Genomic DNA, 26,914 nt, shown 5'->3' with positions numbered 1-26,914 from the left:
GTGCGCGCAGAGGTGGCCGGCCGTCGTCGCCCCTCGAACCCCACGAAATGAGAACCGTAGATGTCTGTGCGCTCCGACCTGCGCAACGTGGCGATCGTCGCCCACGTCGACCACGGCAAGACCACGCTCGTCGACGCGATGCTGCGCCAGTCCGGCGCCTTCTCCGCGCACCAGCACGTGGACGAGCGCGTCATGGACTCCGGTGACCTCGAGCGCGAGAAGGGCATCACCATCCTCGCGAAGAACACCGCGGTCCGCTACGCCGGCCCGGCCGCCGCCGCGGTGGGCGAGCCCGACGGCATCACGATCAACGTCATCGACACCCCGGGCCACGCCGACTTCGGCGGCGAGGTCGAGCGCGGCCTGTCGATGGTCGACGGCGTCGTCCTGCTCGTCGACGCGAGCGAGGGCCCGCTCCCGCAGACCCGGTTCGTGCTGCGCAAGGCGCTCGCCGCGAAGCTCCCCGTGATCATCGTGGTCAACAAGGTCGACCGTCCGGACTCGCGCATCACCGAGGTCGTCGCCGAGGCGACCGACCTGCTCCTCGGGCTCGCGTCCGACCTCGCCGACGAGGTCCCCGACCTCGACCTCGACGCGATCCTCGACGTCCCGGTGGTCTACGCGTCGGCCAAGGCGGCGCGCGCGTCGCTCGACCAGCCGCTGGACGGGCAGCTCCCGGCGAACGAGGACCTCGAGCCCCTGTTCTCGACGATCCTCGAGAAGATCCCCGCCCCGACGTACGAGGAGGGCGCACCGCTGCAGGCGCACGTCACCAACCTCGACGCGTCGCCGTTCCTCGGTCGGCTCGCGCTCCTGCGCGTCTTCAACGGGACGCTGCGCAAGGGCCAGGTCGTCGCGTGGGCCCGCCACGACGGCACGCTCCAGAACGTGAAGATCACCGAGCTCCTCGAGACGAAGGCGCTCGAGCGCGTCCCCACGGAGTCGGCCGCCCCGGGCGACATCGTCGCCGTCGCGGGCATCGCGGACATCACGATCGGCGAGACGCTGACCGACCCCGAGGACCCGCGCCCGCTGCCGCTCATCACGGTCGACGACCCGGCGATCTCCATGACCATCGGGATCAACACCTCGCCGCTGGCGGGCAAGGGCGGCAAGGGCCACAAGGTCACGGCGCGCCAGGTCAAGGACCGCCTCGACTCCGAGCTCGTCGGCAACGTGTCGCTGCGCGTCCTGCCGACCGAGCGCCCCGACGCGTGGGAGGTCCAGGGCCGCGGCGAGCTCGCGCTGGCGATCCTGGTCGAGCAGATGCGCCGCGAGGGCTTCGAGCTCACGGTCGGCAAGCCGCAGGTCGTCACGCGCACGATCGACGGCAAGACGCACGAGCCGATGGAGCGCATGACGATCGACGTCCCCGAGGAGTACCTCGGCAACGTCACCCAGCTCCTCGCGCAGCGCAAGGGCCGCATGGAGACCATGTCCAACCACGGCACCGGCTGGATCCGCATGGAGTTCATGGTCCCGGCGCGCGGGCTCATCGGTTTCCGCACGCGCTTCCTCACGGAGACGCGGGGTACGGGCATCGCGGCCTCGATCTCCGAGGGCTACGAGCCGTGGGCCGGGCACATCGAGACCCGCACGACGGGCTCGCTCGTGGCCGACCGCGCCGGCAAGGTGACGCCGTTCGCCATGATCAACCTCCAGGAGCGCGGCTCGTTCTTCGTCGACCCCACGCAGGAGGTCTACGAGGGCATGATCGTCGGCGAGAACTCGCGCAACGAGGACATGGACGTGAACATCACCAAGGAGAAGAAGCTCACGAACATGCGGTCGTCGACGGCCGACAACTTCGAGAACCTCGTCCCGCCGCGCCACCTCACGCTCGAGGAGTCGCTCGAGTTCGCGCGCGAGGACGAGTGCGTCGAGGTCACGCCCGAGGTCGTGCGCATCCGCAAGGTGATCCTCGACCAGACCGAGCGCGCCCGCGCCACGTCCCGCGCCAAGCGCGCCTGACGTCGTCGCGCGGGTGACCGTTCCGCCGGTGCAGCAGGCCGCCGTCGTGCCCGACGGCGGCCTGCTGGCCGTGCACGCCCACCCCGACGACGAGACGCTCGCCACGGGTGCGCTCCTCGCGACGTGGGCCCGGGCCGGGCAGCGCGTCACCGTGGTGACGTGCACGCGCGGCGAGCGGGGCGAGGTGATCGACACCCCGGCGCACCCGACCGGCGTCGGGCACCTCGAGGGCGACGGCCCCGCCCTCGCCGCGCACCGCGAGCGCGAGCTCGCCCGCGCGCTCGCCGCCCTCGGCGTGGTGGACCACGTCTTCCTCGACACGGTCGCGCTGCCCGCGTCGGGCGCGGTGCCCGACGACGGGGCGCACCCCCGGTACGAGGACTCCGGCATGGCGTGGGTCGCGCCGGGGGTCGCGAGCTCGGTCGCCACGGATCGGCTCCCGCCCCGCGCGTTCGTCGGCGTCCCGGTCGACGAGGCGGCCGCCCGGCTGGCCGCCGTCGTGCGCGACCGCCGCCCCGCGGTCGTCGCGACGTACGAGCCCGGCGGCGGCTACGGGCATCCCGACCACGTGCGCGCGCACGACGTGACGGTCCGGGCGCTCGAGCTGCTCGATGCCGACGGGGAGCCCGCACCGGCGCTCTGGCTCGCCGTCGCCCCCGAGAGCACGGTGCGCGCGGCGCGGCGGGCGCTCGCCGCCCACCCCGCGGTCCGCGCGCTCCTCGCCGCGGACCAGGGCCTCACCCTGCCCGACCCGGACGAGGACCTGCCGCCCGTCGCGCGCCCCGACGCCTCGCTGCCCCCGCTCGTGGGCGTCCCCGTGGCGCCCGTCCTCGACGAGCTCCTCGCGGCGATGCGCGCGCACGCGACGCAGGTGCAGCACGTGACCGCCGCCGCGACCGCGGGGTCCACCGCGGGGGAGGAGCCCACGGGCCTCCTGGGCTGGTACGCCCTCAGCAACGACGTGCTGGCGCCCGTCCCTTCACACGAGTTCTACGCTCCCTCCGGCGGCGCTCTCCCGGGCGACCCGGTCCGGCGCGGGCCCACGCGTTAACCTGGGGCCCGTGGAGACCGGTATGGGGCGGCACATCGGCCGCGGGGTGGCGTGCGCGCTCGTCGGCGTGCTCGTCGGGCTCGTCGGCACCGTCGCGCACCGGGCGCACCTGCTCGGCGTGGACCTCCCCGGAGGCGTCGGGCTGGGCATCGTGCTCGCGCTGCTGACGGTCTTCGCGGCGGGCACCCTCGCGCGCGCGTGGGGCGGCATGGCCGGCCTGCTGGGCTACGGCATCGGATGGGTCGTCGTGGTCCAGCTCCTCTCGCTCGAAGGGCCTGGCGGCGACGTCCTCGTGCCGAGCGAGCCCGTCGGGTACGTGTGGATCTACGGGGGTCTCCTCGTGGTCGCGGCGGTCGCCTTCCTGCCGCGCTCGTGGTTCAGCGACCGCCCCGTCCGCCCGGCGCTCCACGGGCGTCCCACCAGGCACGACGGACCCGAGGATCCCCTCGCGTCCCGCTAGAATTCGCCGTGCGGGTCCCCGCACACCCCTCGTCGTCGCGCGCTCGACCGCGCGCCTTTCGTCACGGAGACAGTGGATGGGTCAGCCGACCGACCGAGACGCCGAACTCGACTCCCCGCAGGACGCTGCGCCCGGTCAGGTGCCCGAGCCCGCCGCGCCCGGTGAGGCGGCCGCGCCCGTCGACGACGCCGGTGACGACGCGCCCGCGACGGTCGACGACACCGCGGAGCGCGAGGGCGACGCGGTCCGCGGCGACGGGACGGCCGAGGAGACGGCGCCTGCCGAGCAGGACGAGGTGCCTGCGGCGGCGGAGCGGGACGACGCGCCTGCGGAGCCCGCGGCACCGGCCGGTCAGGTCGAGGACCTCGCGGAGCCGGCGACGGCTGCCGTGGAGGCCCCGGCGGTGGAGGCCCCCACCGACCAGGTCGAGGAGCCGGACGTCGTGACGAACGAGACCCCCGGGGACGTCGCCGGCGAGGCGGTGGCGGATCCCGTGGAGCCGGCCGAGCCCGTCGGACCGGCCGAGGCCGGGACGGAGGACGCTGCGCCGGTCGAGCCCGCCGCGCCGGTCGAGCCCGAGGCCGCGGAGCGACCGGCGGCCGCGACGCCGACGGCGGGCGCGGACGTCTCTGCGGTGGCCTCGGGCCCCGAGGACGACCCGGTCGGGGTCGGCAGCGTCGAGGTGAGCGCGACGACCGACGCCGCCGCGACGGTCGAGTCACGGGGCGATGCTGCCGCGTCTGCATCGGCGCCGGAGGCGCCGACCGCGCCCGAGGGCGAGGCGTCCGCGCAGGGCGGCGACGACGAGGACGAGCCGTACGTCCCGCGCGTGTTCGCGTTCGACCCCAGCGTCCCGGCCGTGCTCGTCCCCTCGCCCGGCTCCGAGGCGCAGCCCGCCGCGGTGACGGGCGACCCGTCCGTCGATCCGGTCGACCCGTCCGCCGCGGCACCGAAAGCCGGGGCCCGAGCCGCGGCGGTGCCCGCGGCGGAGGAGCCCGACGCCGACCAGACGGCCGTGGTGCCCGTGGTGTCGCCGCAGGCACCCGCCTCGCCCGTCGCGTCGCCCGGTGCTGCGGAGCCGACGTCGGCGTCGGACGCCACGCAGGTGATCCCGCCCGTCGACCCGTGGTCGCGGCCGGCCCCGGTCGTCCGCACGTCCGTCCGGCCGGCTCCTCCGGCCGCGACGGAGGCGGCGGCACCGGCGGCGACCCCCGGGGTCGCGCCGGCGGCGGGCCTGGCCGGCGCCTTCAGCCCCGTCCCGCCCGACGAGTCGCGGGAGACCTCGCCCTTCGAGGGCTTCGAGGAGGAGGCGCCGCGGCGCGGCTGGGTGCGCGGGCTGCTGTGGACCGGCGTCGGCGTGCTCGTCCTCGGCGGCATCTACACCGGTGCGCAGTGGTTCTTCTCGGACAAGGTCCCGAGCGGGACGAGCGTCGCCGGCGTGGACGTCGGGGGTCAGACCCGGACGGCGGCGCAGGACACGCTCGAGGCCGAGCTCGGACCGCGTGCGGCCGAGCCGGTCACGCTCACGGCGGGCGAGGCGAGCACGACCCTCGACCCGGCGGCCGCCGGGCTGACGTTCGACGCCGCGGCCACCGCCGAGGAGCTCACCGCCTTCTCGATGAGCCCGGCCCGGCTGTGGCAGCACCTCTTCGGCGGCCAGGACGAGGCGCCGGTGCTCTCGATCGACGACGCCGCGCTCGACGCCCAGGTCGAGGCGCTGCGGGGGAGCCTCGAGATCGAGCCGGTCGACGGCACGGTGCAGTTCGTGGACGGCGCGCCGACGAGCACGCCGGCGGCCGACGGCTCGGCCCTCGTGACCGACGAGGTCCCGGCGGCCGTCACCGGGAGCTGGCTCGTCACGGACGGCCCGGTCGCGCTGCCGACCGAGCCCGTGGAGCCCGCGATCACGCAGGAGGAGACCGACGCCGCGCTCGCGCAGGCGCAGAAGGTCGTGTCCGCGCCCGTCGTCGTGTCCGTCGGCGGCCAGAACCCCGAGCTGCCGCCGGAGGCTCTCGCGGCTGCCGCCTCCTTCCAGGCGGCCGACGGCGTGCTCACCCTGACCTTCGACGGGGCGATGCTCGTCCAGTCGGTCGTCGACCGGACGAACGACCTGCTCACCGCCGCGGACGACGCCCACTTCGTCTTCCAGGACGGCGCCCCCGTCATCGAGGGCGGGGAGCCGGGCACGACCATCGACCCCGCGGCGATCGCGACGGCCGTCACGACGGCGGCCTCGGGCGACGAGCGGACCGCGACCGTCGAGCTCGTGGAGTCCGACCCGGCGCAGTCGGTGGCCGCGCTCGAGGCTCTCGGGATCACGGAGAAGGTCTCGGAGTTCTCGACCCCCGTGCCCAACGTCCCGGTCCGCACCGCGAACCTGCGCCGCGGCGCCGAGAAGGTGACAGGGACGCTCGTCAAGCCCGGCGAGACGTTCTCGCTCGTCGACACGCTGTCGCCGATCACGCTCGAGGGCGGCTACTTCGCCGCGGGCATCGTCGAGAGCGGGCGGCACACCGAGGGCGTCGGCGGCGGCCTGTCCCAGATGGCGACGACCACGTACAACGCGGGCTTCTTCGCGGGGCTCGAGGACGTCGAGCACCGGCCGCACAGCTACTGGTTCGACCGGTACCCCGCGGGGCGCGAGGCGACGATCTTCGTGGGCTCGATCGACATGAAGTTCAAGAACGACACCCCGTACGGCGTCCTCATGCAGTCCTGGGTCGGCGGCGGCGAGCTGCACGTCGCGATCTGGAGCACCAAGTACTACGACGTGGAGACGTCGTCGAGCGGCAAGTCGAACGTCGTCCAGCCCACGACGGTCACGCACTCGGGCGCCGACTGCGCCCCGACGCCCGCGGGCAGCCCGGGTTTCTCCATCACGAACTACCGCAAGGTCTACCACGAGGGGGAGCTCGTCAAGGACGAGTCCTACCGGTGGACGTACAAGCCGGACAACGCGGTCGTCTGCGAGTAGACGACCCGGTCCACCACACACACGGAGGTCCCATGCTCGGACGCAGCGAACGGGAGTCGGGCGCGCAGGCGCTGCTCGCCGCCACGGCGGCAGGCTGGGTCGCCGGCGACCCCGCCGAGGCGGACGCGCTGCTCGACCTCGGGTCGACGACGGCGACGCTGTCGACCGTCGCGAGCATCGACGGGCTGTCCGCCGTCGTGCACCTGGGGCACCCCGCGCAGCCGTCGCACGAGCTCGAGCGGGCGCTGCTCGCGGCGCCGCCCTCGCTCGTGCTCACGGGTGCGTCGGCCGTGCCGGCGCAGTGGGTCTGGGTCGGGCGGTCGGCCGCCGCCCGGGACCTGACGGGGCACGTCGTCGTGGACGAGGCGGGCATGCGCGACCGCCGCCACGTGCTGCGCACGATGGGGGTGAGCCCGTCCCTCGTCCCGACGCGGACGAGCCTGGAGGAGCGCGTCGCGCTCGCCGGCCCGGACGGCAGCCTCGTCGTGGAGCGCTCCGTGGCCGCAGGCCCCCTCGCCGCGCTCGGGTACACGGAGCTCGCCGGGAGCGAGGTCCTCGGGGACGGCGCGCCCGTCTGGTACGGCCTCCTGGAGAGCCGGGACGTGGTGCCGCGGGCCGACGGCGTCGCGCAGGTCTGGCTCGCGTTCGGGCCCCGGGACGACCACCGCGGCTCGCTGCAGCAGACGCTCGGGCTCGTCGCCCAGGCCGGCATCGATCTCCAGCACCTGCGCAGCCACCGCTCGCAGACCGGGACGCACATCTTCTTCTGCGCGTTCTCCTGCCCGGACGCCGCGACGCTGGACGGCCTCGTCGCGGGCTTCGCGGAGCGCGGCGTCGCGCACCGGCTGCTCGCCGTCCTGCCCGGGCAGGAGTTCGTGCCCGGTCCGGACGCGCTCGCGCCGCGCTGGGCGTCGGCGCCGGACCCCGTGCGCGCGTGAGCGTCGTCGGCTACCTCGGCCCGGAGGGGTCGTTCACGCACCAGGCGGCCGCCGGTTGGTGCGCCGACCGCGGGGAGGGCCAGGCGTTCCGGTCGGCCCGTCTCGCGGCGCGCACGACGGTGGCGGACGTGTTCGCCGGGGTCGCCGCGGGAGACCTCGCGCGCGGGGTCGTGGCGATCGAGAACACGGTCGAGGGCTACGTGGTGCCGTCGCTCGACGCGATCGTCGGGAGCGCGACGGTCGTCGCGGTCGACGAGCTCGTGCTCGACATCTCGTTCGACGCGTTCGTGCGTCCCGGCCACGGCGAGCTGACCGAGGTCACGGCCCACCCGCACGGCCTCGCGCAGTGCCAGGAGTTCGTCCGCCGGACGGGCCTCGCCCCGCGCGCCGCGTCGTCGAACGCGGCGGCGTGCCGGGACGCGGGGCCGCACCAGGTCGCGCTCGGGCCGACGATCTGCGGCGAGCTGTACGGGCTGGAGACGTTCGAGCGCGCGGTCGAGGACTTCGCGGGTGCCCGCACGCGCTTCCTCGTGCTCGCGCCGCGGGCGGAGGCGTCGGCGACGCTGGAGGCCGCGCGCACGCGCGGCGACGGTCCGTGGCGCACCATGCTCGCGGTGACCCCGGTCGTCACGGGGCCGGGCGTGCTCGCCCGGATCACGCGGTCCTTCGGCGAGCGCGGCGTCAACCTGTCGAGCCTCATCACGCGCCCGCTCAAGGCGGTGGCCGGCACGTACGTGTTCGTCCTGACGGTGGACGGCGCGCCGTGGGACGCGCCGGTCCGGGCCGTGCTCGACGACCTGGTCCGCGCGGGCGACTCGCTCAAGACCCTCGGGGTCGTGCCCGCGCGCGGCGAGCTGGACGAGTCGGTGCACGCCGACGTCGACGTCGCGCACGTCCCGGTGGGCAGCGTCGACTCCTCGGCAGATCCGTCCGCGCTCGCGGCGGGGCTGCTGTGGTGACGGCCGACGTCGAGCGCCCGGACGAGACCGCCGCGCTGCGGGTCGGGGTCGTCGGGCTCGGGCTGGTCGGCGGCTCGGTCGCGCGCCTCCTGCACGAGCAGGGCGTCGACGTGACCGCCTACGACGCGACGGCCACCACGCGCGCCGCGGCCCGCGCCGCGGGCCTCCGGGTCGTCGGCGACGTGGCCGACGTGTGCGCGGCGGAGCCCGACGTCCTCGTGCTCGCGGTCCCGCTGCGGGCCATGCGGGCGGTCGCGGCCGAGGTCGCGCGGCACGTGCGCGGCGCGACCGTCGTCACGGACGTCGGGAGCGTCAAGGGCGCGGTGCGCGACGCCGTCCGCTCGGCCGGCCTCGACGCGCGCTACGTCGGGGCGCACCCCATGGCCGGCACCGAGCACTCGGGGTTCGAGGCGTCCGACCCGCGGATGCTCGACGGCGCACGCTGGGCCGTCACGGTCGACGGGACGACGCGCCGCGAGGCGTTCGTCACGGTGCTGCGGCTCGTGACCGGACCGCTCGGCGGGACGGTGCACGTCCTCACCGACGACGTCCACGACGAGTCGACGGCGCTCGTCAGCCACGTCCCGCACGTGCTCGCCACCGAGCTCCTGGGCGTCGTCGCGGACGCACCCGTGCGGGACGTCGCGCGCGGGCTCGCCGCGGGCAGCTTCCGGGACGCGACGCGGGTGGGACGCACCGACCCGCGGCGCACCGAGGCGATGGTCACCGACAACGCCGCCTGGGTGGCGTCCGCCCTGCGCGTGGTCGTGCGCGACCTCGAGCAGCTCGTCGCGGCGCTCGAGTCGAACGCGCCGGTGGGGGAGTTCTTCGACCGGCCCGAGCCGGTCCGCGGTCCGGTTCGCGCGCCGGGCAGCGGGGAGCCGCGGCGGGTCGATCTCGACGCGGCGGGGGACTGGCGCACGGCGCTGAGCGACGCCGGTGCCCGGGGCGCGGTCGTCGTGGACGTCGCGGACGACGCGGTCGTCGTCGCCTGACGGCGGCGTTACCGCGGGGAGGCCGGGCGTCGCGGGGGGCGCGGCGGCACCGGCTTGCCCGCGACGATCGCGTCGAGCGGGACCTGCACGAGGGGCGGGACGTCGTCGTGCGCTCCGTGGCCACGGTGCGGCGGGGCGACGCTCCCGCCCGCGTCCTCGCGCAGGACCAGCTCCGTGGCGGTGGTCCGGACGACCACGCCGATCACGTCCGTGAGCGGCTTGCCCGCCGCGGCGGCCTCGTCGGGCGTGAGGCGACGGCGCACCACCACCCGCGTGCCCGGGGTCCACGTCGTCCAGGGCGCGTCGGGCACGGCAGCGCTCCTCGGGTCTGTGACGTTCGTCCACGGGCTGGTCAGGGAGGGTCGGGCACGGCCCGACCTGAGCGATACTAGTCCTGCGTCTCCCTGTCGTGACCTCGCCCCTCGCCGGGTCGGGGTCCGGACGAATCCAGAAAGGTACTCGGTCGTGACTTACGTGATCGCTCAGCCGTGCGTGGACGTCAAGGACAAGGCGTGCATCGAGGAGTGTCCTGTCGACTGCATCTACGAGGGCAAGCGGTCGCTGTACATCCACCCCGACGAGTGCGTGGACTGCGGCGCCTGCGAGCCGGTCTGCCCGGTCGAGGCGATCTACTACGAGGACGACGTGCCGACGGAGTGGAGCGACTACTACCGCGCCAACGTCGAGTTCTTCGACGACCTCGGCTCGCCCGGCGGCGCCGCGAAGATGGGTCTCATCGAGAAGGACGACCCGATGATCGCCGCTCTGCCGCCGCAGGCCTGAGCACCCGGCGCCGGCGCTCGTGGGACTCGCCGACCTCTCTGGTCTCGCCTATCCCTGGGACACCCTGACCCCGTACGCGGAGCGCGCCCGCGCGCACCCGCGCGGCGTCGTGGACCTCTCCGTCGGGACGCCCGTCGACCCGACGCCGGCGGTCGTGCGCGACGCGCTCGCCGCCGCCTCGGACGCGCACGGCTACCCGACGACGCACGGCACCCCGGCGCTGCGCGAGGCGGTCGCCGCCTGGTTCGCGCGGCGCCGCGGGGTGCCCGGACTCGACCCGGACGCGGTGCTGCCCACGGTCGGCAGCAAGGAGCTCGTCGGGCTCCTGCCCGCGCTCCTGCGTCTCGGGCCCGGAGACGTCGTCGTGCACCCCCGGACCGCGTACCCCACGTACGACGTCGGCGCGCGCCTCGCGGGCGCGACGCCGCTCGCGACCGACGACGTCGACGAGTGGGCGGGGCGGGCCGACGTCCGGCTCGTCTGGGTGAACTCCCCGAGCAACCCGACCGGGCGCGTGCTCGACGCCGCCCACCTCGCGCGCGTCGTCGCGGCGGCCCGTGAGATCGGGGCGGTCGTCGCGAGCGACGAGTGCTACGCGGAGCTCGCGTGGGCCGAGCCGTACGCCTCGACCGGCGTGCCGAGCCTGCTCGACCCGGCCGTCTCCGGCGGGTCCCGCGAGGGGCTGCTCGTCACGTACTCGCTCTCGAAGCAGTCGAGCATGGCCGGCTACCGCGCCGCGTTCGTCGCGGGCGACGCCGCGCTCGTCGCGGACCTGCTCGCGACGCGCAAGCACCTGGGCATGATCGTGCCCGCGCCCGTGCAGGCGGCGATGGTGGCCGCGCTGTCCGACGACGCCCACGTCGCCGCGCAGCGCGACGTGTACGCGCGGCGACGCGAGGTGCTCGTCGGGGCGCTCGGCGACGCGGGGCTGCAGGTCGACCACTCCGAGGCGGGCCTCTACCTGTGGACGCGGCCGGCCGGTGACCACGCCGGCGACTGCTGGCGGACCGTGTCCGACCTCGCCGATCTCGGCATACTCGTCGGGCCCGGAGCGTTCTACGGACCGGAGGGCTCGGGCCACGTGCGCGTCGCGCTCACCGCGTCCGACGAGCGCGTCCACGAGGCCGCCGCTCGACTCTCCGGAGCCTGATCTCTGACGTGACCTGCCTCACAGAGGCGTGGTGTTCTCGTGACGGTTCAGGATTGGTCACGTGCGGGTGAAGCGGGGTACGGTCGACCGCGCGGCAACGGCGCGAGCAGCAGCAGGAAGGGAACCATGACCACCACTCAGCAGGCGAAGGTCCGCCTCCTCGTCGACGACCAGGCGCAGGACCTGCCCGTGGTCACGGCGACCGACGGCAACGACGGCATCGTCGTGTCCTCCTTGCTCAAGTCGACCGGCCTCGTGACGGTGGACCCGGGCTTCATGAACACGGCGTCGTGCGAGTCGAGCATCACCTACATCGACGGTGACGCCGGCATCCTGCGGTACCGCGGGTACCCCATCGAGCAGCTCGCCGAGCAGTCGAGCTTCCTCGAGGTCGCGTACCTGCTCATCCACGGCGAGCTCCCCGACACCCCGACGCTCGAGGCGTTCGTCGAGCGCGTGAACCGGCACACGCTGGTGCACGAGGACTTCCGCACCTTCATGGGGACGTTCCCGCGCAACGCCCACCCGATGGCCGTGCTCTCCTCCGCGATCAACGCGCTGTCGACGTTCTACCCCGAGTCGCTCGACCCGTTCGACGACGAGACCGTCGAGCTCGCGACGGTCCTGCTCCTCGCGAAGACGCGCACCATCACCTCTTACCTGCACCGCCGCCGCGTCGGTGAGCCGCTGCTCTACCCCGACTACTCCCGCGGGTACGTCGACGACTTCCTGCGCATGACGTTCGCGACGCCGTACCAGCAGTACGAGGCGGACCCGGTCGTCGTCGACGCGCTCGACAAGCTGCTCATCCTGCACGCCGACCACGAGCAGAACTGCTCGACCTCGACGGTCCGCGTCGTCGGCTCGTCGCACGCCAACCTCTACGCGTCCGTCGCCGCAGGCGTCAACGCGCTCTCCGGCCCGCTGCACGGCGGCGCCAACGAGTCAGTGCTGACGATGCTCGACAAGATCGCGGGCGCCGAGTACGACGTCGACACCTTCATGAAGAAGGTGAAGAACAAGGAGGACGGCGTCCGCCTCATGGGCTTCGGGCACCGGGTCTACAAGAACTACGACCCGCGCGCCGCCATCGTGAAGAAGTCCGCCGACGCCGTGCTCTCGACGCTCGGCAAGAAGGACCAGCTCCTCGACATCGCGATGGGCCTCGAGGAGATCGCGCTCAACGACGACTACTTCATCGAGCGCAAGCTCTACCCGAACGTCGACTTCTACACGGGCCTCATCTACAAGGCCATGGGCTTCTCGCCCGCGATGTTCACGCCGCTCTTCGCCCTCGGCCGCATGCCCGGCTGGATCGCGCAGTGGCGCGAGATGATGAAGGACCCCCAGACCAAGATCGGCCGCCCCCGCCAGGTCTACGTCGGCGAGACCGAGCGCGACTACGTCCCGGTCTCCGACCGCTGACACCCGCTCCTCCGGACGCCGCGTCGCTCACCCTCGGTGAGCGACGCGGCGTCCGTCGTCTCCGGTAGCTGCCGGTCAGTCCTCGTCGGGGACGGCGACGTGGACGCGGACGAGGCCCGCGTCGAGCGGGGCAAGCTCGTCGGGGTCGAGCGCGCTCCACGTCGAGTCGTCGCGGGACCAGCGGCGGTCCCCGACCTCGACGGCGACGACGTTCGTCGCGTCCGCGGTGGCGACCGCCCACTGCGCGACGGCCCAGGCCGCACGGTCGAGGCCGCCGTCCTCGCCGGCGGCCGGCAGCCCGGAGGCGTCGACCTGGAGGGTGCTCCCGTCGCCGCCGTCGAAGGGCTCGACCCGGGCGCCGTCGCCGAGGTCGCGGGCGAGGCGGTCCTGGAACGGCTGCGTCGCGGCGCCGTCGGTGGGGACCTCCGTCGTGGCGACGGGGGCGAGGTCGCACGTGAGCGACGCGGGGGACCAGCCGGAGAGCGCGGAGGCCCAGGCGCGGGATCGCGGCTCGTGCTGCGCGTACGCGTCGGGGAAGCCGGACCGCTGGACGGTCTGCGCGGCGACGGTGACCTCCATCGCCTCGTAGCCCTCGACCGTCTCGAGCACGTCGTAGAACGCGTTGCTCGAGTACACCGGGTCCATGATCTCCTCGACGCTGCCCCAGCCCTGCGACGGGCGCTGCTGGAACAGGCCGACGGAGTCGCGGTCGCCGTAGTCGATGTTGACGAGGCGGGACTCCTGGAGCGCGGTCGCGAGCCCGATGGTCGCGGCGCGGGCGGGGAGGCCGCGGCGCACGGCGGTGCCCGCGACGAGCGCGGCGTTGTCCGCCTGCGTGACGGACAGGTACCAGGTGCGGCCGTCGGCGGTGGCCGCGCACCGCTCGGCGACGGGCGTCTCGTCGTCGAGCCGGTTGAGAGCGACGACGACGCCGCCCACCCCGACCGCGGCCACCGTGAGGAGGGTGACCGCGGCGCGGAGCGGGCGGCGCCGGCGGCGCGGGCGACCGACGTCGGGCAGGTCCCGGGAGCGGGGGGCTCGGGTCGCGGTCATGCGGGGCGCCGTCGTGCTCGTCGGCGGGTCAGTTGGCGTGCAGCGCGGCGTTGAGCTCGACGCCGGCACCGGTGCGGGACACGGCCTCGACACCGCCGGTGAGCGAGTTGCGGCGGAACAGGATGCCGGAGCGGCCGGAGAGCTCGCGCGCCTTGACGACGAGCGGCGCACCGTCGGCGCCGGTCTGCCCGACGACGGTCACCTTGGTCCCCGCGGTGACGTACAGGCCGGACTCGACGACGCAGTCGTCGCCCAGGGGGATGCCCAGGCCCGCGTTGGCGCCGAGGAGCGAGCGCTGCCCGACGGAGATGACCTCGCGGCCGCCCCCGGAGAGGGTGCCCATGATCGAGGCGCCGCCCCCGACGTCGGAGCCGTCGCCGACGACGACGCCGGCCGAGATGCGACCCTCGACCATCGAGGTGCCGAGCGTCCCGGCGTTGAAGTTGACGAAGCCCTCGTGCATGACGGTGGTGCCGGGCGCGAGGTGGGCCCCGAGGCGCACCCGATCGGCGTCGGCGACGCGGACGCCCGCGGGGACGACGTAGTCGACCATGCGGGGGAACTTGTCCACGCCGTACACGGTGACGGTCTGGCCGGCCGCGCGCAGGCGGAGGCGCGTCTCCTCGAAGCCGTCGACCGCGCACGGACCGTGGTTGGTCCAGACGACGTTCGTCAGGACGCCGAAGAGGCCGTCGAGGTTCTGGCCATGCGGCGCGACGAGGCGGTGGGAGAGCAGGTGGAGTCGCAGGTACGCGTCGGCGGTGTCGGCGGGGGCGGCGTCGAGGTCGATCTCGGTCCGGACCACGATGACGTCCACGCCGCGCAGCTCGTCGCGCTCGGCGAGCGCGTCGAGAGAGGCGGGGACGGTCGTGTCCGCGGGGGCGCTGCCGAGCGCCGGGGCCGGGTACCAGACGTCGAGGGTCGTGTCGTCGTCGGTGACGGTCGCCAGGCCGTAGCCCCACGCCGTACGCGGCTCGGACGCGGCCGCGGAGGGGGCGGTCGCGGGGGTCGCAGAAGTCATGCGCCCCACCCTATCCGCCGCGGGTAGGGTGCTGGCGTGACCTCTCCCACCACCGGCACCACGCCCGTCCTCGACCTCCGCGGCGACCTCGTCGCGCTCTTCCGCGCCGTGTGCGACACGCCGTCGGTGAGCGGCGACGAGCGGACGCTCGCGGACGCGGTCGAGACGGCGCTGCGTGCGTACCGGCACCTGGAGGTGGTGCGCGACGGCGACACGGTGGTCGCGCGCACGTCGCTCGGCCGGGAGCGGCGCGTCGTGGTCGCGGGCCACCTGGACACGGTGCCCCTCACGGACCCGCCGAACCTGCCCACGCGAGTCGTGGGGGAGGGTGCGCACGCCGAGGTCTGGGGCCGTGGGACGGTCGACATGAAGGGCGGCGTCGCGGTCGCGCTCGCGCTCGCGGCCGAGCTCGACGCCCCGGCGCAGGACGTGACGTGGGTGTTCTACGACAACGAGGAGGTCGCGTCCGACCTCAACGGGCTCGGGCGCCTCGCGCGCAACCGTCCCGACCTGCTCGCGGCCGACTTCGCGGTCCTCGGCGAGCCGACGTCCGCCGGTCTCGAGGGCGGGTGCAACGGCACGCTGCGGGTCGACGTGCGCGTCCCCGGGGTCGCGGCGCACTCCGCGCGCTCCTGGACGGGCGCCAACGCGATCCACGCCGCGCACGAGGTGCTCGACCGGCTGGCGGCGTACGTCCCGCAGGAGATCGAGGTCGACGGCCTGGTCTACCGGGAGGGCATGAACGCGGTGGGGATCCGCGGCGGGATCGCGGGCAACGTGATCCCGGACGAGTGCGTGGTCACGGTGAACTTCCGGTTCGCGCCGTCGCGCTCGGTCGCCGAGGCGGAGCAGCACGTCCGCGAGCTGCTCGCCGGCTTCGAGGTGGTGCTCACCGACGCCGCACCGGGCGCGCGCCCGGGGCTGGACGACCCGCTCGCGGCGGACTTCGCCGCCGCGGTGCTGGGCGTCACGGGCGGCGCGCCGGCCCCGAAGTACGGCTGGACCGACGTCGCGCGCTTCGCGGAGCTGGGCGTCCCCGCGGTGAACTTCGGCCCGGGAGACCCGCTGCTCGCCCACAAGGACGACGAGCGGTGCCCGGTCGGCGAGCTCGCGCTGTGCCGCGAGGCGCTGCGTGCGTGGCTCACGGCCGCCCCTGCGACATAGGCTCGTGACCATGAGCGACACGGTGCGTGACCAGGGTTCCGACGACGGCCTGCCCCAGGCCGGGACGGGGTACCGCAAGGGGCCGGTCCTGCTGCGCGGGGACCAGATCCCGCGCCAGACGACCGACCAGCGTCTCCTCGACACGGGGGGCAGCGCGGACTGGGTCCACTCGGACCCGTGGCGCGTGATGCGGATCCAGAGCGAGTTCGTCGAGGGCTTCGGCGCGCTGGCGGAGGTCGGCCCGGCCGTGTCCGTCTTCGGGTCGGCCCGGACCAAGCCGGACCACACGGACTACGCGCTGGCCGAGGACGTCGGCCGTCGCCTCGTCGACGAGGGCTTCGCCGTCATCACGGGCGGGGGACCGGGCATCATGGAGGCGGCCAACAAGGGCGCGTCCGAGGCGGGCGGGCTGTCGATCGGTCTCGGCATCGAGCTCCCGTTCGAGCAGGGCATGAACCGGTACGTCAACCTCGGCGTGAACTTCCGCTACTTCTTCGCCCGCAAGACGATGTTCGTCAAGTACGCGCAGGGCTTCGTCGTCCTGCCCGGGGGCTTCGGGACGTTCGACGAGCTGTTCGAGGCGCTCACGCTCGTGCAGACCCACAAGATCACCGAGTTCCCCGTGGCGCTCGTCGGGACCGACTACTGGAGCGGGTTGCTCGACTGGGCCCGGACCGCGGTCGCCGGACGCGGCATGATCAGCGCGCACGACCTCGACCTCGTCCACCTGTGCGACGACCCCGCCGAGGCCGTCGCGTACGTATGCGACCGCGGCGCCGAGCTGCGCGCCGAGGAGCTCGAGGCGACCGAGGAGCTCGCCCGGGCGCAGGCCGGCGACGCGAGCTGACGGCCGCGGCGCGATGACGTCACCTGGCTCGGCCGCGCCCACCGGGCCGACGGCGGCGCGACCCGACGACGGCCCCCTGCCGCTGCCGCCGCTCGGGGTGCCGCCCCGCGGCACGTCGCTCGTGCTGCGCGGGCGGACCCTCGCCCGGCCCGCCGTGATGGCGATCCTCAACCGGACCGACGACTCGTTCTACGCGGGGGCGCGCCAGCTCGACGACCGCGCCGCGCTCGCGGCGGTCGAGCGCGCGGCGGTCGAGGGCGCGGAGATCCTCGACGTGGGCGGCGTGCGGGCCGGCGTGGGGCCGGAGGTGACACCCGCGGAAGAGGTCCGCCGTGTCGTGCCGTTCGTCGCCCGGGTGCGCGCGGAGTTCCCGGACCTGCTCGTCAGCGTCGACACGTGGCGGGCCGAGGTGGCGCACGAGGCGGCGCTCGCGGGAGCCGACCTCATCAACGACACGTGGGCAGGTCATGACCCGCGGCTCGTCGAGGTCGCGGGCGAGCACGGCGTCGGGGTCGTGTGCTCGCACACCGGGGGCGCGACCCCGCGCACCGACCCGTTCCGCGTCGCGTATCCCGCCCGGCCCGGTGCCGCGGACCCGCGCGACGGCGTCGTCCAGGACGTCGTGGCGACCCTCCGCGCGGCGGCGGAGCGCGCGGTCGCGTGCGGGGTCCCGCCGGCGTCGGTCCTCGTCGACCCGACGCACGACTTCGGCAAGAACACGTGGCACTCCCTGCACCTCCTGCGCCGGACCGAGGTTCTCGCGGACCTCGGGTTCCCGCTGCTCATGGCGTTGTCCCGCAAGGACTTCGTGGGGGAGACGCTCGACCTGCCCGCCGACGAGCGGCTGGAGGGCACGCTCGCCGCGACGGCCGTCGCCGCGTGGCTCGGCGCGCGCGTCTTCCGCGCGCACGACGTCGCGGCGACCCGGCGCGTCCTGGACCTGGTCGCCGCGGTGCGCGACGAGGTCCCTCCGGCGGCCCCGTTGCGGGGACTCGCGTGACCACGCCGCGCGCCGCGGCCGGTCCGGACGGGCGACCGCGGCTGCTGCGTCCGGCCACCTGGCCGTGGTGGGCGCAGGTCCTCGTGGTGTACGGCCTCGCGCGCGGCGTGAGCGCCGTGGTCCTCCTCGCCGTCGCCAGGTCCCAGGAGGCGAACCCCTGGACGGACGCCGCACCGTCGTACGTGCCGTACGTCGCGCGCATGTGGGACGCGAGCTGGTACGAGCAGATCTACGCGTCCGGCTATCCCGACACGCTCCCCGTCGGGCCGGACGGCGCCGTCGAGCAGAACGTCTGGGCGTTCTTCCCGCTCTTCCCGGCGCTGGTCCGCGCCCTCGACGCCGTCACGGGCCTGGGATGGGACGTGCTCGCGCCCGCGGTCGCGCTCGCGTGCGGCGCCGGCGCGGTGCTCGTGATCCACCGGCTCGTCGCGACGGCGGGCGCCGCGGCGGTCGCGCGCAGGCCGGGCCTGCCCCTCGCGACCGTCCTGCTCGTCAGCGTCTTCCCGTCCAGCCCCGTGCTCCAGGTCGCGTACACGGAGTCCCTGGCGCTGCTCCTCGTGGCGTCCGCGCTCCTGCTGCTGGCGCGGCGCCGCTACGGGTGGGCGGCGATCGTGATCGTGCTCCTCGGCTTCTCCCGGGCCGTCGCGCTGCCCATGGCGGCGGTCGTCCTGTGGCACGGGTTCGTCCGGTGGCGCCGGGGCGACCTGCGCGTGCCCGACGTCGCGCGGCTCGGTGGCCTCCTCGCGGTCGCGCTGGCCAGCGGGTTCGTGTGGCCGTGGGCGTGCAGCGTCGTCACGGGGGTGCACCAGGGGTACTTCCGCACGCAGGAGGCGTGGCGCGGGGGCGCGGAGGTCGTCCCCTTCGTCCCGTGGGTCGACGTGTCGCGATGGCTCCTGGGCGACGCCGGTCCATGGGTCCTCGCCCTCGTGCTGCTCGCGACGGCCGCCCTGGTGCTCAACCCGGTCGCGGCGCGGCTCGGCCCGGAGATGCAGGCGTGGTCCGGCGCGTACCTCGCCTACCTGGTCGCGGCGATCCAGCCGGGCACGTCGCTCGTGCGGTTCCTGCTGCTCGCCTTCCCGCTCGTGGCGGTCACCGCCGGGTGGACGCGGTCGCGCCCGTGGCTGGCCGCCGCGACGGTCGCCGGCGTCGCGGGCCAGGTGTGGTGGGTGTGGTCGCTCTGGCGGCTCGTCCCGCCGTCCGGCTGGCCGCCGTGACCCGGACGCCCGGGATGTCGGCACGGGTGAACTAGACTGTCCTCGGGCGTCGTCCGAGGTCGGACGCCCCTCCTCGCGCGCGCGGGGTGGACTCGGGACAACGGAAATGGAGTGCCATCGATGGCTGCGATGAAGCCGCGGACGGGTGACGGGCCGCTGGAGGTCACCAAGGAAGGGCGAGGCATCGTCATGCGGGTCCCGCTCGAGGGTGGCGGACGCCTGGTGGTCGAGCTCAACGCGACCGAGGCCAGCGAGCTGGGTGAGGCGCTCCAGGCCGTGGTGGGCTGATTGCCCGCACGTGAGCGCCGGGCCTCCGGTCTCCCCGGGCTGCCACGCGCGCTGCCCGAGGTGGTCGGTGCCCGGGGCGCCCTGAGCGACGCGGTACTCCTCGACGACACGCAGGTCGACGCGGTCGTCGTGGCCGTCGCGCCCCCGCGCGAGGCCGAGGACGGGTTGCAGCCGCGTGCCGGGACGATCGACGCCACGGTGCGGTACGGCGTCGACCTCGCGGAGCTCGCCGAGCGTGCGGGCGGACGGAGCTTCCGCGGCGCGTCCGGAGAGGTCGTGCGCGTCGACCTGCCGCGTGCGCACGCCGGGTCCGCGACACGGCTCCCGTGGGCGGGCCTGCCTCCGCGGATCCTGCTGCTCGGCGTCGGGACCGGGACGTCGGCCGACCTCCGGCGTGCCGGTGCGGCTCTCGCCCGTGCGTCGCGCGGCCTGGAGCGCGTCGTCAGCGCCGCCACCGCCGACGCGGGTGCCGACGAGGTCCGGGCGTTCGTCGAGGGCTACCTGCTCGCCGCCTACGACCAGCCGCGGCAGAGCGGGTCCTCACGCCCCGCGGGCGACGCGGCCGCGGAGCAGCTCGTCCTGCTCGCGCCGGAGGGCCGGCCCGACCTCACGGCGCCGATCGAGGCCGCGCACCGCGCGGCGACGGCGACCTGGCTCGTCCGCGACCTCGCCAACATCCCGTCCGACGTCAAGGACCCGGCGTGGTTCGCCGACCGCGCGGTGGAGCTCGCCGACGCGCTCGGGCTCGACGCGACGGTCCGCGGTCCCGCCGAGCTCGGCGCGGAGGGCTTCGGGGCGATCCTGGCGGTCGGGGCGGGATCCGCCCGCCCGCCGCGCCTCGTGACCGTCACCTACGACCCGGCGGACCACGGCGTCCTCCCGGAGGGCGGCGACACGGACGTCCGGCACGTCGTCGTCGTCGGCAAGGGCATCACGTACGACACGGGCGGGCTCTCCATCAAGCCGCGCGAGGCGATGGTGCCGATGAAGACCGACATGGCGGGCGCCGCCGTCGCCCTCGCGGTCGTGCTCGGCGCTGCCCGCGCACGCTCCGGACGTCGGGTGACCGCGGTGCTCCCGCTCGCCGAGAACCACGTCGGCGCCGCCTCGTACCGCCCGGGGGACGTGCTGCGCACCTGGTCGGGCCGCACCGTGGAGGTGGCGAACACCGACGCGGAGGGCCGCCTCGTCCTCGCCGACGCGATCGCGTACGCCGTGGCCGAGCTCGCGCCCGACGTGCTCGTCGACGTCGCGACCCTGACCGGAGCGGCGAGCCTCGGTCTGGGCCGCGGGCACGGCGCGCTGTTCGCCACGGACGACACCCTCGCCGAGGCGCTGGAGGACGCGGCGCTCGCCACCGGGGAGCGCGTGTGGCGGCTGCCTCTCGTCGAGGACTACGCGGGCGCCCTGCGCTCGGACGTCGCCGACCTCCGCCACGTCCCCGTCGAGAGCCCGGGCGGCGGGTCGATCACGGCCGCGCTGTTCCTGCGCGAGTTCGCCGGGGACGTGCCGTGGGCGCACCTCGACGTCGCCGGTCCGGCGCGAGCGACGGCCGACCGGCACGAGGTCGTCGCCGGGGCCACCGGGTACGGCGCGCGGCTCCTGCTCGAGGCGCTCGACCGGCTCTGACCGTCCGGTGCGTCAGCGGCGCACGGCGAGGAGGAGGCCGTCGCCGCTCGGGAGCAGCGCGGGCAGGACGCGCTCGTCCGACCGCAGCGACCGGCCCACCTCGCGGACGATCGTCGTCACCTCGTCGCGCCGCGCGGGGTCGGCGACGCGGTCGTGCGACAGCGCGCCGTCGACCGCGAGCACGCCGCCCGGTCGCAGCAGCCGCAGGCCCTGCTCGACGTACTCGGGGTAGCTGTGCTTGTCCGCCCCCACGAGCACGAGGTCGTAGGCGCCGTCGGTGAGCCGGGGGAGGACCTCGCTCGCGCGGCCCGGGATGGTGCGGGTCCGTGCCGAGGGCACGCCCTCCTCCGCGAAGGCCTCCTTGGCCGCGCGCTGGTGCTCGACCTCGACGTCGATCGTCGTGAGCACGCCGTCCGCCGGCATGCCGCGCAGGAGCCAGAGCGACGCCACGCCGGTGCCGGTGCCGATCTCGACCACCGCGCGGGCGGCCAGCGAGGCCGCGAGCACCTGTAGGACCGCCCCCACGCCGGGGAGCACCGTCGGGCAGCCGAGCTCGGCGGCGCGGTCGCGCGCACGCAGGAGGACCTCGTCCTCGGGGACGAACTCCTCGCTGTACACCCAGCTCGCCGCCTTGGCGCTGCGGTGGGTGCCGACGTCGCTGGTGATCGGTGCCTCCTGGTGGTCCGTCGTCCGCGCGTGCGGCCCGGGACGGGTGTCCCTGGCGGGTGCGCTGCCTCGGATCGTACCCGCCCCCTCCCACGGCGGCCCGCTCCCGCGCCGCGCGTGTGTGCACGGGCCGTGGACGTCGCGCGCACGTCCCGCGCGAGAGGGGGAACACCGGGAGGGTGCCGGACGTTCTTCTGGGACGATGGACGACGTGGACGACGCACGACCAGGGACGAGCACGCACGGGACGCAGGACGGGAGCGCGTGGGTGCCGCCGTCGTGGGACGAGATCGTCCGTGAGCACTCGGCGCGCGTGTACCGCCTCGCGTACCGCCTGACCGGGAACCGGCACGACGCCGAGGACCTCACGCAGGAGACGTTCGTCCGCGTGTTCCGCTCGCTGTCGAGCTACACCCCGGGCACGTTCGAGGGCTGGCTGCACCGGATCACGACCAACCTGTTCCTCGACCAGGTCCGGCGCAAGCAGCGCATCCGCATGGAGGCCATGGGCGACGACGACGGGCAGTACCCGGCCCGCTCGGAGGCCCAGCCGGAACGCGGGTTCGAGCACGCCAACCTCGACCACGACGTCCAGCGGGCGCTCGACGCGCTCTCGCCCGAGTACCGGGCCGCCGTCGTGCTGTGCGACATCGAGGGCCTGTCCTACGAGGAGATCGCCGTGACGCTGGGGATCAAGCTCGGCACGGTGCGCTCCCGCATCCACCGCGCGCGGTCCCAGCTCCGCGCCGCGCTCCCGCACCGCGACCCCGCGGACCGCCCGGCGTCGGACGACGTGCCGACGCCCGTGGCCGCCCGGGGGGTGGCGTGACGCACCTCGGCTCCCGGCTCTCCGCGCTCGTCGACGGGCAGCTCACGCCCGCCGAGGCGGAGCGTGCCCTCGAGCACGTGGCGTGCTGCCCGCGGTGCGCCGCCGAGCTGTCGGCGGCGCGCGCCGCGCGCCGGGCGCTGAGCTCTGCCGGGCCGGTCGAGCCCGCTCCCGACCTCGCGGCCCGCCTGCTCGCGCTGTCCGCTCAGATCCCCTCGACCGACGGCGACCCGCTGCGCTCCGCGCCCGTCGCGGGCGACCCCTGGACGCAGCCCGTCCCGCTCCCGCGCGGTGCGTGGAGCGGGGAGGTGCGCCGGGGGACGGTGCGACGACGCGTCGTCGGGCTCGTCGTGGGCGGCGTCGGCGCGGCCGCGATCGGCCTCTTCGCGCTCGGGGAGAGCCCGGTCGTCACGCCCGACCTCCATCGCAGCGACCCGCTCAACGTGCTGGCGCAGGCCGCGCCACGGGCCACCGGGGCGCTCGTCGTGGGCGGGGTGCGCACCGCGGACCGGTCCGCGGGCGACGAGTCGGCTCCCGGTGCCGCAGCGCTCGCGGCGCTCGCGGCCCAGGGGTGGACCTGCCCGACGGCGCTGCCGGAGGGGTTCAGCGTGGCCGACGTCCGGGACGACGCCGCGCGCGGCCTCGTCGAGATCGACCTCGAGGCGCCGGGGGGCGAGGCCGTCGTGCGCGAGCAGTCGGGTCTCCTGGACACCGCCGCTCTCGCGGGCGGCGAGACCTGGGACGTCGACGGCCGTCGGGTGCACGTGCTGTCCGAGGCACCGTGGCACGTCGTCTGGCAGTCCGGCGACACGGTGATCGACGTCGTCGCCGACACCGAGCAGGAGACGGTCGCCGCCCTCGTGGCGGCCTTCCCGGCCCGTGACTACGATGCCGGGGTCCCGGCGCGCATCTCCCGGGGCTGGACGACCATGACAGGAGCGCTCGGCACCTCATGACCGACCCCCAGACCGGCCCTCAGACGGGCCGTCAGACCGGCACCGAGCAGCCCGGGGCGCCCGACGCCGCACGGAACCCGTTCGCGCCGCCGTCCGCGTACCGCAGCGTGCCGCCCGTCCCGCCGTCGGCCCCGGTCGGTCCCGGTCCGGTCCCGCCCCCGCCCGGCGCGACCGCCCCGCCCCCGAGCGTGCCCCCGCAGCCGTCACCGGTACCAGCGCCGGCCGGCGTGCCCGGTCCCGCCGACCCGTGGCAGACCCTGCGCTCGTTCGGCGAGCCCGAGCCGCCGTCGGCACCGACACGACCCGGCGGGTCGGTCGACCCGACGCTCGTCGGGGTCCCGCGGGGCGCTGCCGGCCCGTCGTCCGGGCGCGGGCTGCGTCCCGCCGTGGTGGCGGGCGTCGCCGCGCTCGCACTCGTCGCGGGCGCGGTCGGCGGCGTCGCCGCGGACCGGCTCCTCGGCCAGGACTCGCCCGGGTCGTACACGTCGGCCCTGCCGCCGGCGAGCGTCGAGCCGGGCGCCGACCGCCCGGCGGGGTCGGTGGCGGACATCGCGGCCACGGTGCTGCCGAGCGTCGTCTCGCTCCAGGTCCGCGGGACCGACGGTGTCGCCACCGGTTCCGGCTTCGTCCTCCGCGAGGACGGGTACATCCTCACGAACAACCACGTGGTCGCGGGGGCCGCCGACGGCGGGGACGTCGTCGTGCTGTTCTCGGACGGGCACGAGAGCCCGGCCGAGCTGGTCGGCCGGACCGTCGACTACGACCTGGCCGTCGTGAAGGTCGACGACTCAGGCCTGACACCGCTCGCGCTCGGCGACTCCGACGCCGTCGTCGTCGGGGACCCCGTGGTCGCGGTCGGTGCTCCGCTCGGTCTCAACGGGACCGTCACCACGGGCATCATCAGCGCGCTCAACCGCCCGGTCCAGGCCGGTGCCGCGGCCGAGACGGCGTTCATCAACGCGATCCAGACCGACGCGGCGATCAACCCCGGCAACTCCGGAGGCCCGCTCGTCAACGGACGCGGCGAGGTCGTGGGCATCAACTCCGCCATCGCGCAGCCCCCGGGCAGCGCGTCGGCGACCGGGAGCATCGGGCTCGGCTTCGCCATCCCGTCCAACCAGGCGCGCCGGACCGCGGAGCAGCTCATCGCCGACGGCGTAGCGACGTACCCGGTGATCGGCGTGCTGCTCGACCAGCGGTACCAGGGCGAGGGCGTCCAGGTGTCGACCGACCCGCAGTCCGGGACGGCCGCGGTCACGCCCGACGGCCCGGCCGACGCCGCGGGGATCCGGCCCGGGGACGTGATCCTCTCCATCGACGGCCGGCCCGTCACCGAGTCGGACGAGCTCATCGTCGCCATCCGGGCGAAGGCCCCGGGAGACGCCGTGACCCTGCGCGTCCGCACGGGAGACCGGGAGCGCGACGTCCGCGTCGTCCTCGACGAGGCCACGAGCGAGTAGTCTGTCGGCGTGTTCGGGATCAACGGAGCCGAGTTCATCGTGCTCCTCGTCGTGGCGGTCGTCGTCATCGGTCCTGAGCGTCTGCCGCGCTACGCGGAACAGCTCGGGTCGTTCGTCCGCTCGGCCCGAGGGTACCTGCGGGACGCCAAGGCCCGTGTGGACGCCGAGATCGGGGACGAGATCGCGGACGTCGACTGGTCGAAGCTCGACCCCCGCCAGTACGACCCGCGCCGGATCGTGCGCGAGGCCCTCCTCGACGACGAGCCCGTGCGCGAGCGGGTCGCGCCGCCCCCGCCGCCTGCCCCCTCGTCAGTGCCGCCGGGCAGCCCCGCACCGTTCGACGACGAGGCCACCTGAGGCCGGCGCCGACCGCCCGCGCGACGGGAGGCGATTCGTTCCGTCACGGCACCACCTGTCAGAATGGGGCAATGTCCATCGAGGCGACGCACACCGGTCCGGCACCGGTCCCGGAGACCGCGCAGGCGACCGGGAACCCGACCAGCACCCAGCCCCGGATCCTCTCCGGCATGCAGCCCACGGAGGACTCGCTGCAGCTCGGGAACTACATCGGGGCCCTGCGCCAGTGGGTCGCCCTCCAGGACTCCTACGACGCGCTGTACTGCGTCGTCGACCTCCACGCCCTGACGGTCAACCCCGACCCCGAGCGGCTGCGCGAGCGGACGCGCCGCACGGCGGCGCAGTACCTCGCGGGCGGCGTCGACCCGGAGCGGTCCGCCCTGTTCGTGCAGTCGCACGTGCCGCAGCACGCGGAGCTCTCCTGGGTCCTGTCGTGCCAGACGGGCTTCGGCGAGGCCGGTCGCATGACCCAGTTCAAGGACAAGTCCGCGAAGCAGGGCGCCGACGGCACGACCGTGGGCCTGTTCACCTACCCCGTCCTCATGGCGGCGGACATCCTGCTCTACGACGCGGCCCTCGTGCCGGTCGGGGAGGACCAGCGCCAGCACCTCGAGCTCACCCGCGACCTCGCCGAGCGGCTCAACGCCCGCTTCGGTGACGGGACGGCCGTCGTGCCGGAGGCGCACATCGTGCGCTCGGTGGCGAAGATCTACGACCTGCAGGAACCGACGGCGAAGATGAGCAAGTCGTCGTCGAACGGCAAGGGCGTCATCTGGCTCCTGGAGGACCCGAAGACCGCCGCGAAGCGGATCCGGTCCGCCGCGACGGACTCGGGCACCGAGATCCGGTACGACCCGGTCGCCAAGCCCGGCGTGTCGAACCTCCTCACCATCTACTCCGCGCTGACCGGTCGGGACGTCGAGGCGATCGCGGCCGAGTACGACGGCCAGGGGTACGGACGGCTCAAGGTCGACCTCGCCGACGTCGTGGTCGACTTCCTCGTGCCGTTCCAGGAGCGCGCCAACACCTACCTCGCGGACCCCGCGGAGCTCGACGCGGTGCTCGCACGGGGCGCCCAGAAGGCACGGGACATCGCCGCCGGGACGCTCGCGCGCATCTACGACCGCGTCGGCCTCCTGCCCGTCGGGGGGCCGACCGCGTGAACCTCCCGGAGCGTGGGCCGGACCAGGTGCGGATCGGCATCGCGATCGAGGTGCCCGAGCCCTTCGCGACGCAGCTCCAGGACGCGCGCGCACGGTTCGGGGACCCGCTCGCACGGTCGATCCCGCCGCACGTCACGCTCCTCGGGCCCACGGTGCTCGACCCGGTCGAGCTCGCCGCCGCGCGCGCGCACCTCACCGCCGTCGCCGCGACCGCGGCTCCGTTCCAGGTCCACCTGCGCGGCAGCGCGACGTTCCGGCCGATCTCGCCGGTGGTGTTCATCCAGGTGGTCGAGGGCATCGCCGAGTGCGAGCACCTCGAGAGCGCCATCCGCACCGGTCCGCTCGCCCAGGACCTCCGGTTCAACTACCACCCGCACGTGACCGTCGCGCACGAGGTGCCGGACGCCGCGCTCGACGCCGCGTTCGACGAGATGGCCACCTACGAGGCGCGGTTCGAGGTCGCCGGAATCTCTCTCTACGAGCACGGCGACGACGGTGTGTGGCGTCCGGGGCAGGTCTTCCCGCTCACCGCGGATGCCGGGATCGCGACCTCCTCGTAGGGTT

General features: G+C 75.0%; 26 protein-coding genes. 22 read left to right on the top strand and 4 right to left on the bottom strand.

The window, feature by feature from the left end; genetic code table 11:
* The first annotated feature begins 60 nt into the window (after positions 1–60).
* The 7 genes from typA to ACFC2L_RS03840 all read left to right on the top strand — a co-directional run bounded on the left by typA (position 61) and on the right by ACFC2L_RS03840 (position 9,348).
* Positions 61–1,971: a translational GTPase TypA gene (typA, locus tag ACFC2L_RS03870; RefSeq protein ID WP_375822982.1), complete on the top strand. Its 1,911-nt coding sequence runs from the start codon at positions 61–63 to the stop codon at positions 1,969–1,971.
* Between the two features lie 28 nt (positions 1,972–1,999).
* Positions 2,000–3,022, top strand: coding sequence for a PIG-L family deacetylase (locus ACFC2L_RS03865; RefSeq protein ID WP_375822981.1), 1,023 nt, complete (start codon positions 2,000–2,002; stop codon positions 3,020–3,022).
* Positions 3,023–3,032: 10 nt separating this feature from the next.
* Positions 3,033–3,482, top strand: a complete 450-nt coding sequence (locus tag ACFC2L_RS03860) for a hypothetical protein (protein ID WP_375822980.1) — start codon at positions 3,033–3,035, stop codon at positions 3,480–3,482.
* Between the two features lie 139 nt (positions 3,483–3,621).
* Positions 3,622–6,456 carry a VanW family protein gene (locus ACFC2L_RS03855; RefSeq protein ID WP_375822979.1) on the top strand — a complete coding sequence of 945 codons (2,835 nt, stop codon included), beginning with the start codon at positions 3,622–3,624 and terminating at the stop codon, positions 6,454–6,456.
* 32 nt (positions 6,457–6,488) lie between these two features.
* On the top strand, positions 6,489–7,394 hold the full coding sequence (locus ACFC2L_RS03850) for a hypothetical protein (protein WP_375822978.1): 906 nt from the start codon (positions 6,489–6,491) through the stop codon (positions 7,392–7,394).
* The gene (locus tag ACFC2L_RS03845; protein WP_375822977.1) at positions 7,391–8,353 is read left to right on the top strand and encodes a prephenate dehydratase; all 963 of its coding nucleotides are present in this window, start codon (positions 7,391–7,393) and stop codon (positions 8,351–8,353) included. The genes ACFC2L_RS03850 and ACFC2L_RS03845 overlap by 4 nt, the downstream gene beginning before the upstream one ends.
* A complete protein-coding gene (locus tag ACFC2L_RS03840) occupies positions 8,350–9,348 on the top strand; it encodes a prephenate dehydrogenase (protein ID WP_375822976.1) in 999 nt (332 codons plus the stop codon). Before ACFC2L_RS03845 ends, ACFC2L_RS03840 begins: the two co-directional genes overlap by 4 nt.
* Positions 9,349–9,356: 8 nt before the next feature.
* Here ACFC2L_RS03840 and ACFC2L_RS03835 read toward each other — a convergent pair whose 3' ends face one another.
* A complete protein-coding gene (locus ACFC2L_RS03835) occupies positions 9,357–9,659 on the bottom strand; it encodes a hypothetical protein (RefSeq protein ID WP_375822975.1) in 303 nt (100 codons plus the stop codon).
* Between the two features lie 154 nt (positions 9,660–9,813).
* Between ACFC2L_RS03835 and fdxA the strand changes: the two genes are divergently transcribed.
* The 3 genes from fdxA to ACFC2L_RS03820 all read left to right on the top strand — a co-directional run bounded on the left by fdxA (position 9,814) and on the right by ACFC2L_RS03820 (position 12,706).
* Positions 9,814–10,131: a ferredoxin gene (gene fdxA, locus ACFC2L_RS03830; protein WP_024841122.1), complete on the top strand. Its 318-nt coding sequence runs from the start codon at positions 9,814–9,816 to the stop codon at positions 10,129–10,131.
* 19 nt (positions 10,132–10,150) lie between these two features.
* Positions 10,151–11,281 (top strand): succinyldiaminopimelate transaminase, encoded by a 1,131-nt coding sequence (gene dapC / locus ACFC2L_RS03825; RefSeq protein WP_375822974.1) that lies wholly within the window; start codon positions 10,151–10,153, stop codon positions 11,279–11,281.
* Positions 11,282–11,407: 126 nt separating this feature from the next.
* Positions 11,408–12,706, top strand: a complete 1,299-nt coding sequence (locus ACFC2L_RS03820) for a citrate synthase (RefSeq protein ID WP_375822973.1) — start codon at positions 11,408–11,410, stop codon at positions 12,704–12,706.
* 75 nt (positions 12,707–12,781) lie between these two features.
* Here the strand turns inward: ACFC2L_RS03820 and ACFC2L_RS03815 are convergent, their stop codons facing one another.
* Positions 12,782–13,759, bottom strand: coding sequence for a hypothetical protein (locus ACFC2L_RS03815; RefSeq protein WP_375822972.1), 978 nt, complete (start codon positions 13,757–13,759; stop codon positions 12,782–12,784).
* 28 nt (positions 13,760–13,787) lie between these two features.
* Complete coding sequence (gene dapD / locus ACFC2L_RS03810; RefSeq protein WP_375822971.1) at positions 13,788–14,780, bottom strand: 2,3,4,5-tetrahydropyridine-2,6-dicarboxylate N-succinyltransferase; 993 nt, start codon at positions 14,778–14,780, stop codon at positions 13,788–13,790.
* Between the two features lie 36 nt (positions 14,781–14,816).
* On the opposite strand from dapD, the gene dapE reads away from it, so the two are divergent.
* From dapE to ACFC2L_RS03780, 6 genes are all read left to right on the top strand, one after another.
* Complete coding sequence (gene dapE, locus ACFC2L_RS03805; protein ID WP_375822970.1) at positions 14,817–15,944, top strand: succinyl-diaminopimelate desuccinylase; 1,128 nt, start codon at positions 14,817–14,819, stop codon at positions 15,942–15,944.
* 10 nt (positions 15,945–15,954) lie between these two features.
* Positions 15,955–16,791 carry a TIGR00730 family Rossman fold protein gene (locus ACFC2L_RS03800; RefSeq protein ID WP_375822969.1) on the top strand — a complete coding sequence of 279 codons (837 nt, stop codon included), beginning with the start codon at positions 15,955–15,957 and terminating at the stop codon, positions 16,789–16,791.
* Between the two features lie 13 nt (positions 16,792–16,804).
* On the top strand, positions 16,805–17,791 hold the full coding sequence (gene folP, locus ACFC2L_RS03795; RefSeq protein WP_375822968.1) for a dihydropteroate synthase: 987 nt from the start codon (positions 16,805–16,807) through the stop codon (positions 17,789–17,791).
* Complete coding sequence (locus tag ACFC2L_RS03790; protein ID WP_375822967.1) at positions 17,788–19,005, top strand: hypothetical protein; 1,218 nt, start codon at positions 17,788–17,790, stop codon at positions 19,003–19,005. The genes folP and ACFC2L_RS03790 overlap by 4 nt, the downstream gene beginning before the upstream one ends.
* A 120-nt stretch (positions 19,006–19,125) precedes the next feature.
* Positions 19,126–19,293 carry a DUF3117 domain-containing protein gene (locus ACFC2L_RS03785; RefSeq protein WP_064506638.1) on the top strand — a complete coding sequence of 56 codons (168 nt, stop codon included), beginning with the start codon at positions 19,126–19,128 and terminating at the stop codon, positions 19,291–19,293.
* On the top strand, positions 19,294–20,922 hold the full coding sequence (locus ACFC2L_RS03780) for a M17 family metallopeptidase (RefSeq protein ID WP_375822966.1): 1,629 nt from the start codon (positions 19,294–19,296) through the stop codon (positions 20,920–20,922).
* Positions 20,923–20,934: 12 nt separating this feature from the next.
* Here the strand turns inward: ACFC2L_RS03780 and ACFC2L_RS03775 are convergent, their stop codons facing one another.
* On the bottom strand, positions 20,935–21,540 hold the full coding sequence (locus ACFC2L_RS03775; RefSeq protein WP_269430019.1) for an O-methyltransferase: 606 nt from the start codon (positions 21,538–21,540) through the stop codon (positions 20,935–20,937).
* A gap of 250 nt (positions 21,541–21,790) precedes the next feature.
* Here ACFC2L_RS03775 and sigE point away from each other — a divergent pair, with 250 nt between their 5' ends.
* From sigE to ACFC2L_RS03745, 6 genes are all read left to right on the top strand, one after another.
* The gene (gene sigE / locus ACFC2L_RS03770; RefSeq protein ID WP_375822965.1) at positions 21,791–22,417 is read left to right on the top strand and encodes an RNA polymerase sigma factor SigE; all 627 of its coding nucleotides are present in this window, start codon (positions 21,791–21,793) and stop codon (positions 22,415–22,417) included.
* Complete coding sequence (locus ACFC2L_RS03765; protein WP_375822964.1) at positions 22,414–23,370, top strand: zf-HC2 domain-containing protein; 957 nt, start codon at positions 22,414–22,416, stop codon at positions 23,368–23,370. The genes sigE and ACFC2L_RS03765 overlap by 4 nt, the downstream gene beginning before the upstream one ends.
* Positions 23,367–24,830 carry a S1C family serine protease gene (locus ACFC2L_RS03760; protein WP_375822963.1) on the top strand — a complete coding sequence of 488 codons (1,464 nt, stop codon included), beginning with the start codon at positions 23,367–23,369 and terminating at the stop codon, positions 24,828–24,830. The genes ACFC2L_RS03765 and ACFC2L_RS03760 overlap by 4 nt, the downstream gene beginning before the upstream one ends.
* 9 nt (positions 24,831–24,839) lie before the next feature.
* Entirely contained in the window at positions 24,840–25,187 is a 348-nt protein-coding gene (locus ACFC2L_RS03755; protein ID WP_375822962.1) for a twin-arginine translocase TatA/TatE family subunit, read from the top strand.
* Positions 25,188–25,258: 71 nt separating this feature from the next.
* A complete protein-coding gene (gene trpS, locus ACFC2L_RS03750) occupies positions 25,259–26,350 on the top strand; it encodes a tryptophan--tRNA ligase (RefSeq protein ID WP_375822961.1) in 1,092 nt (363 codons plus the stop codon).
* Positions 26,347–26,910: a 2'-5' RNA ligase family protein gene (locus tag ACFC2L_RS03745; protein WP_375822960.1), complete on the top strand. Its 564-nt coding sequence runs from the start codon at positions 26,347–26,349 to the stop codon at positions 26,908–26,910. Before trpS ends, ACFC2L_RS03745 begins: the two co-directional genes overlap by 4 nt.
* Positions 26,911–26,914 lie beyond the last annotated feature (4 nt).

Source organism: Cellulosimicrobium sp. NPDC055967 (assembly GCF_042269845.1).
GTDB lineage: Bacteria > Actinomycetota > Actinomycetes > Actinomycetales > Cellulomonadaceae > Cellulosimicrobium.
The sequence above is the reverse complement of the archived record's forward strand: the minus strand, read 5'-3'. Positions and strand labels throughout refer to the sequence as shown.

What these genes read in the sequence shown, in the direction of transcription:
- dapD (WP_375822971.1), bottom strand. Translation starts at nt 14,780, where the DNA reads ATGACTTCTGCGACCCCCGCGACCGCCCCCTCCGCGGCCGCGTCCGAG.
- ACFC2L_RS03820 (WP_375822973.1), top strand. Translation starts at nt 11,408, where the DNA reads ATGACCACCACTCAGCAGGCGAAGGTCCGCCTCCTCGTCGACGACCAG.
- sigE (WP_375822965.1), top strand. Translation starts at nt 21,791, where the DNA reads ATGGACGACGTGGACGACGCACGACCAGGGACGAGCACGCACGGGACG.
- ACFC2L_RS03785 (WP_064506638.1), top strand. Translation starts at nt 19,126, where the DNA reads ATGGCTGCGATGAAGCCGCGGACGGGTGACGGGCCGCTGGAGGTCACC.
- ACFC2L_RS03800 (WP_375822969.1), top strand. Translation starts at nt 15,955, where the DNA reads ATGAGCGACACGGTGCGTGACCAGGGTTCCGACGACGGCCTGCCCCAG.
- folP (WP_375822968.1), top strand. Translation starts at nt 16,805, where the DNA reads ATGACGTCACCTGGCTCGGCCGCGCCCACCGGGCCGACGGCGGCGCGA.
- ACFC2L_RS03850 (WP_375822978.1), top strand. Translation starts at nt 6,489, where the DNA reads ATGCTCGGACGCAGCGAACGGGAGTCGGGCGCGCAGGCGCTGCTCGCC.
- ACFC2L_RS03760 (WP_375822963.1), top strand. Translation starts at nt 23,367, where the DNA reads ATGACCGACCCCCAGACCGGCCCTCAGACGGGCCGTCAGACCGGCACC.
- trpS (WP_375822961.1), top strand. Translation starts at nt 25,259, where the DNA reads ATGTCCATCGAGGCGACGCACACCGGTCCGGCACCGGTCCCGGAGACC.
- typA (WP_375822982.1), top strand. Translation starts at nt 61, where the DNA reads ATGTCTGTGCGCTCCGACCTGCGCAACGTGGCGATCGTCGCCCACGTC.
- ACFC2L_RS03815 (WP_375822972.1), bottom strand. Translation starts at nt 13,759, where the DNA reads ATGACCGCGACCCGAGCCCCCCGCTCCCGGGACCTGCCCGACGTCGGT.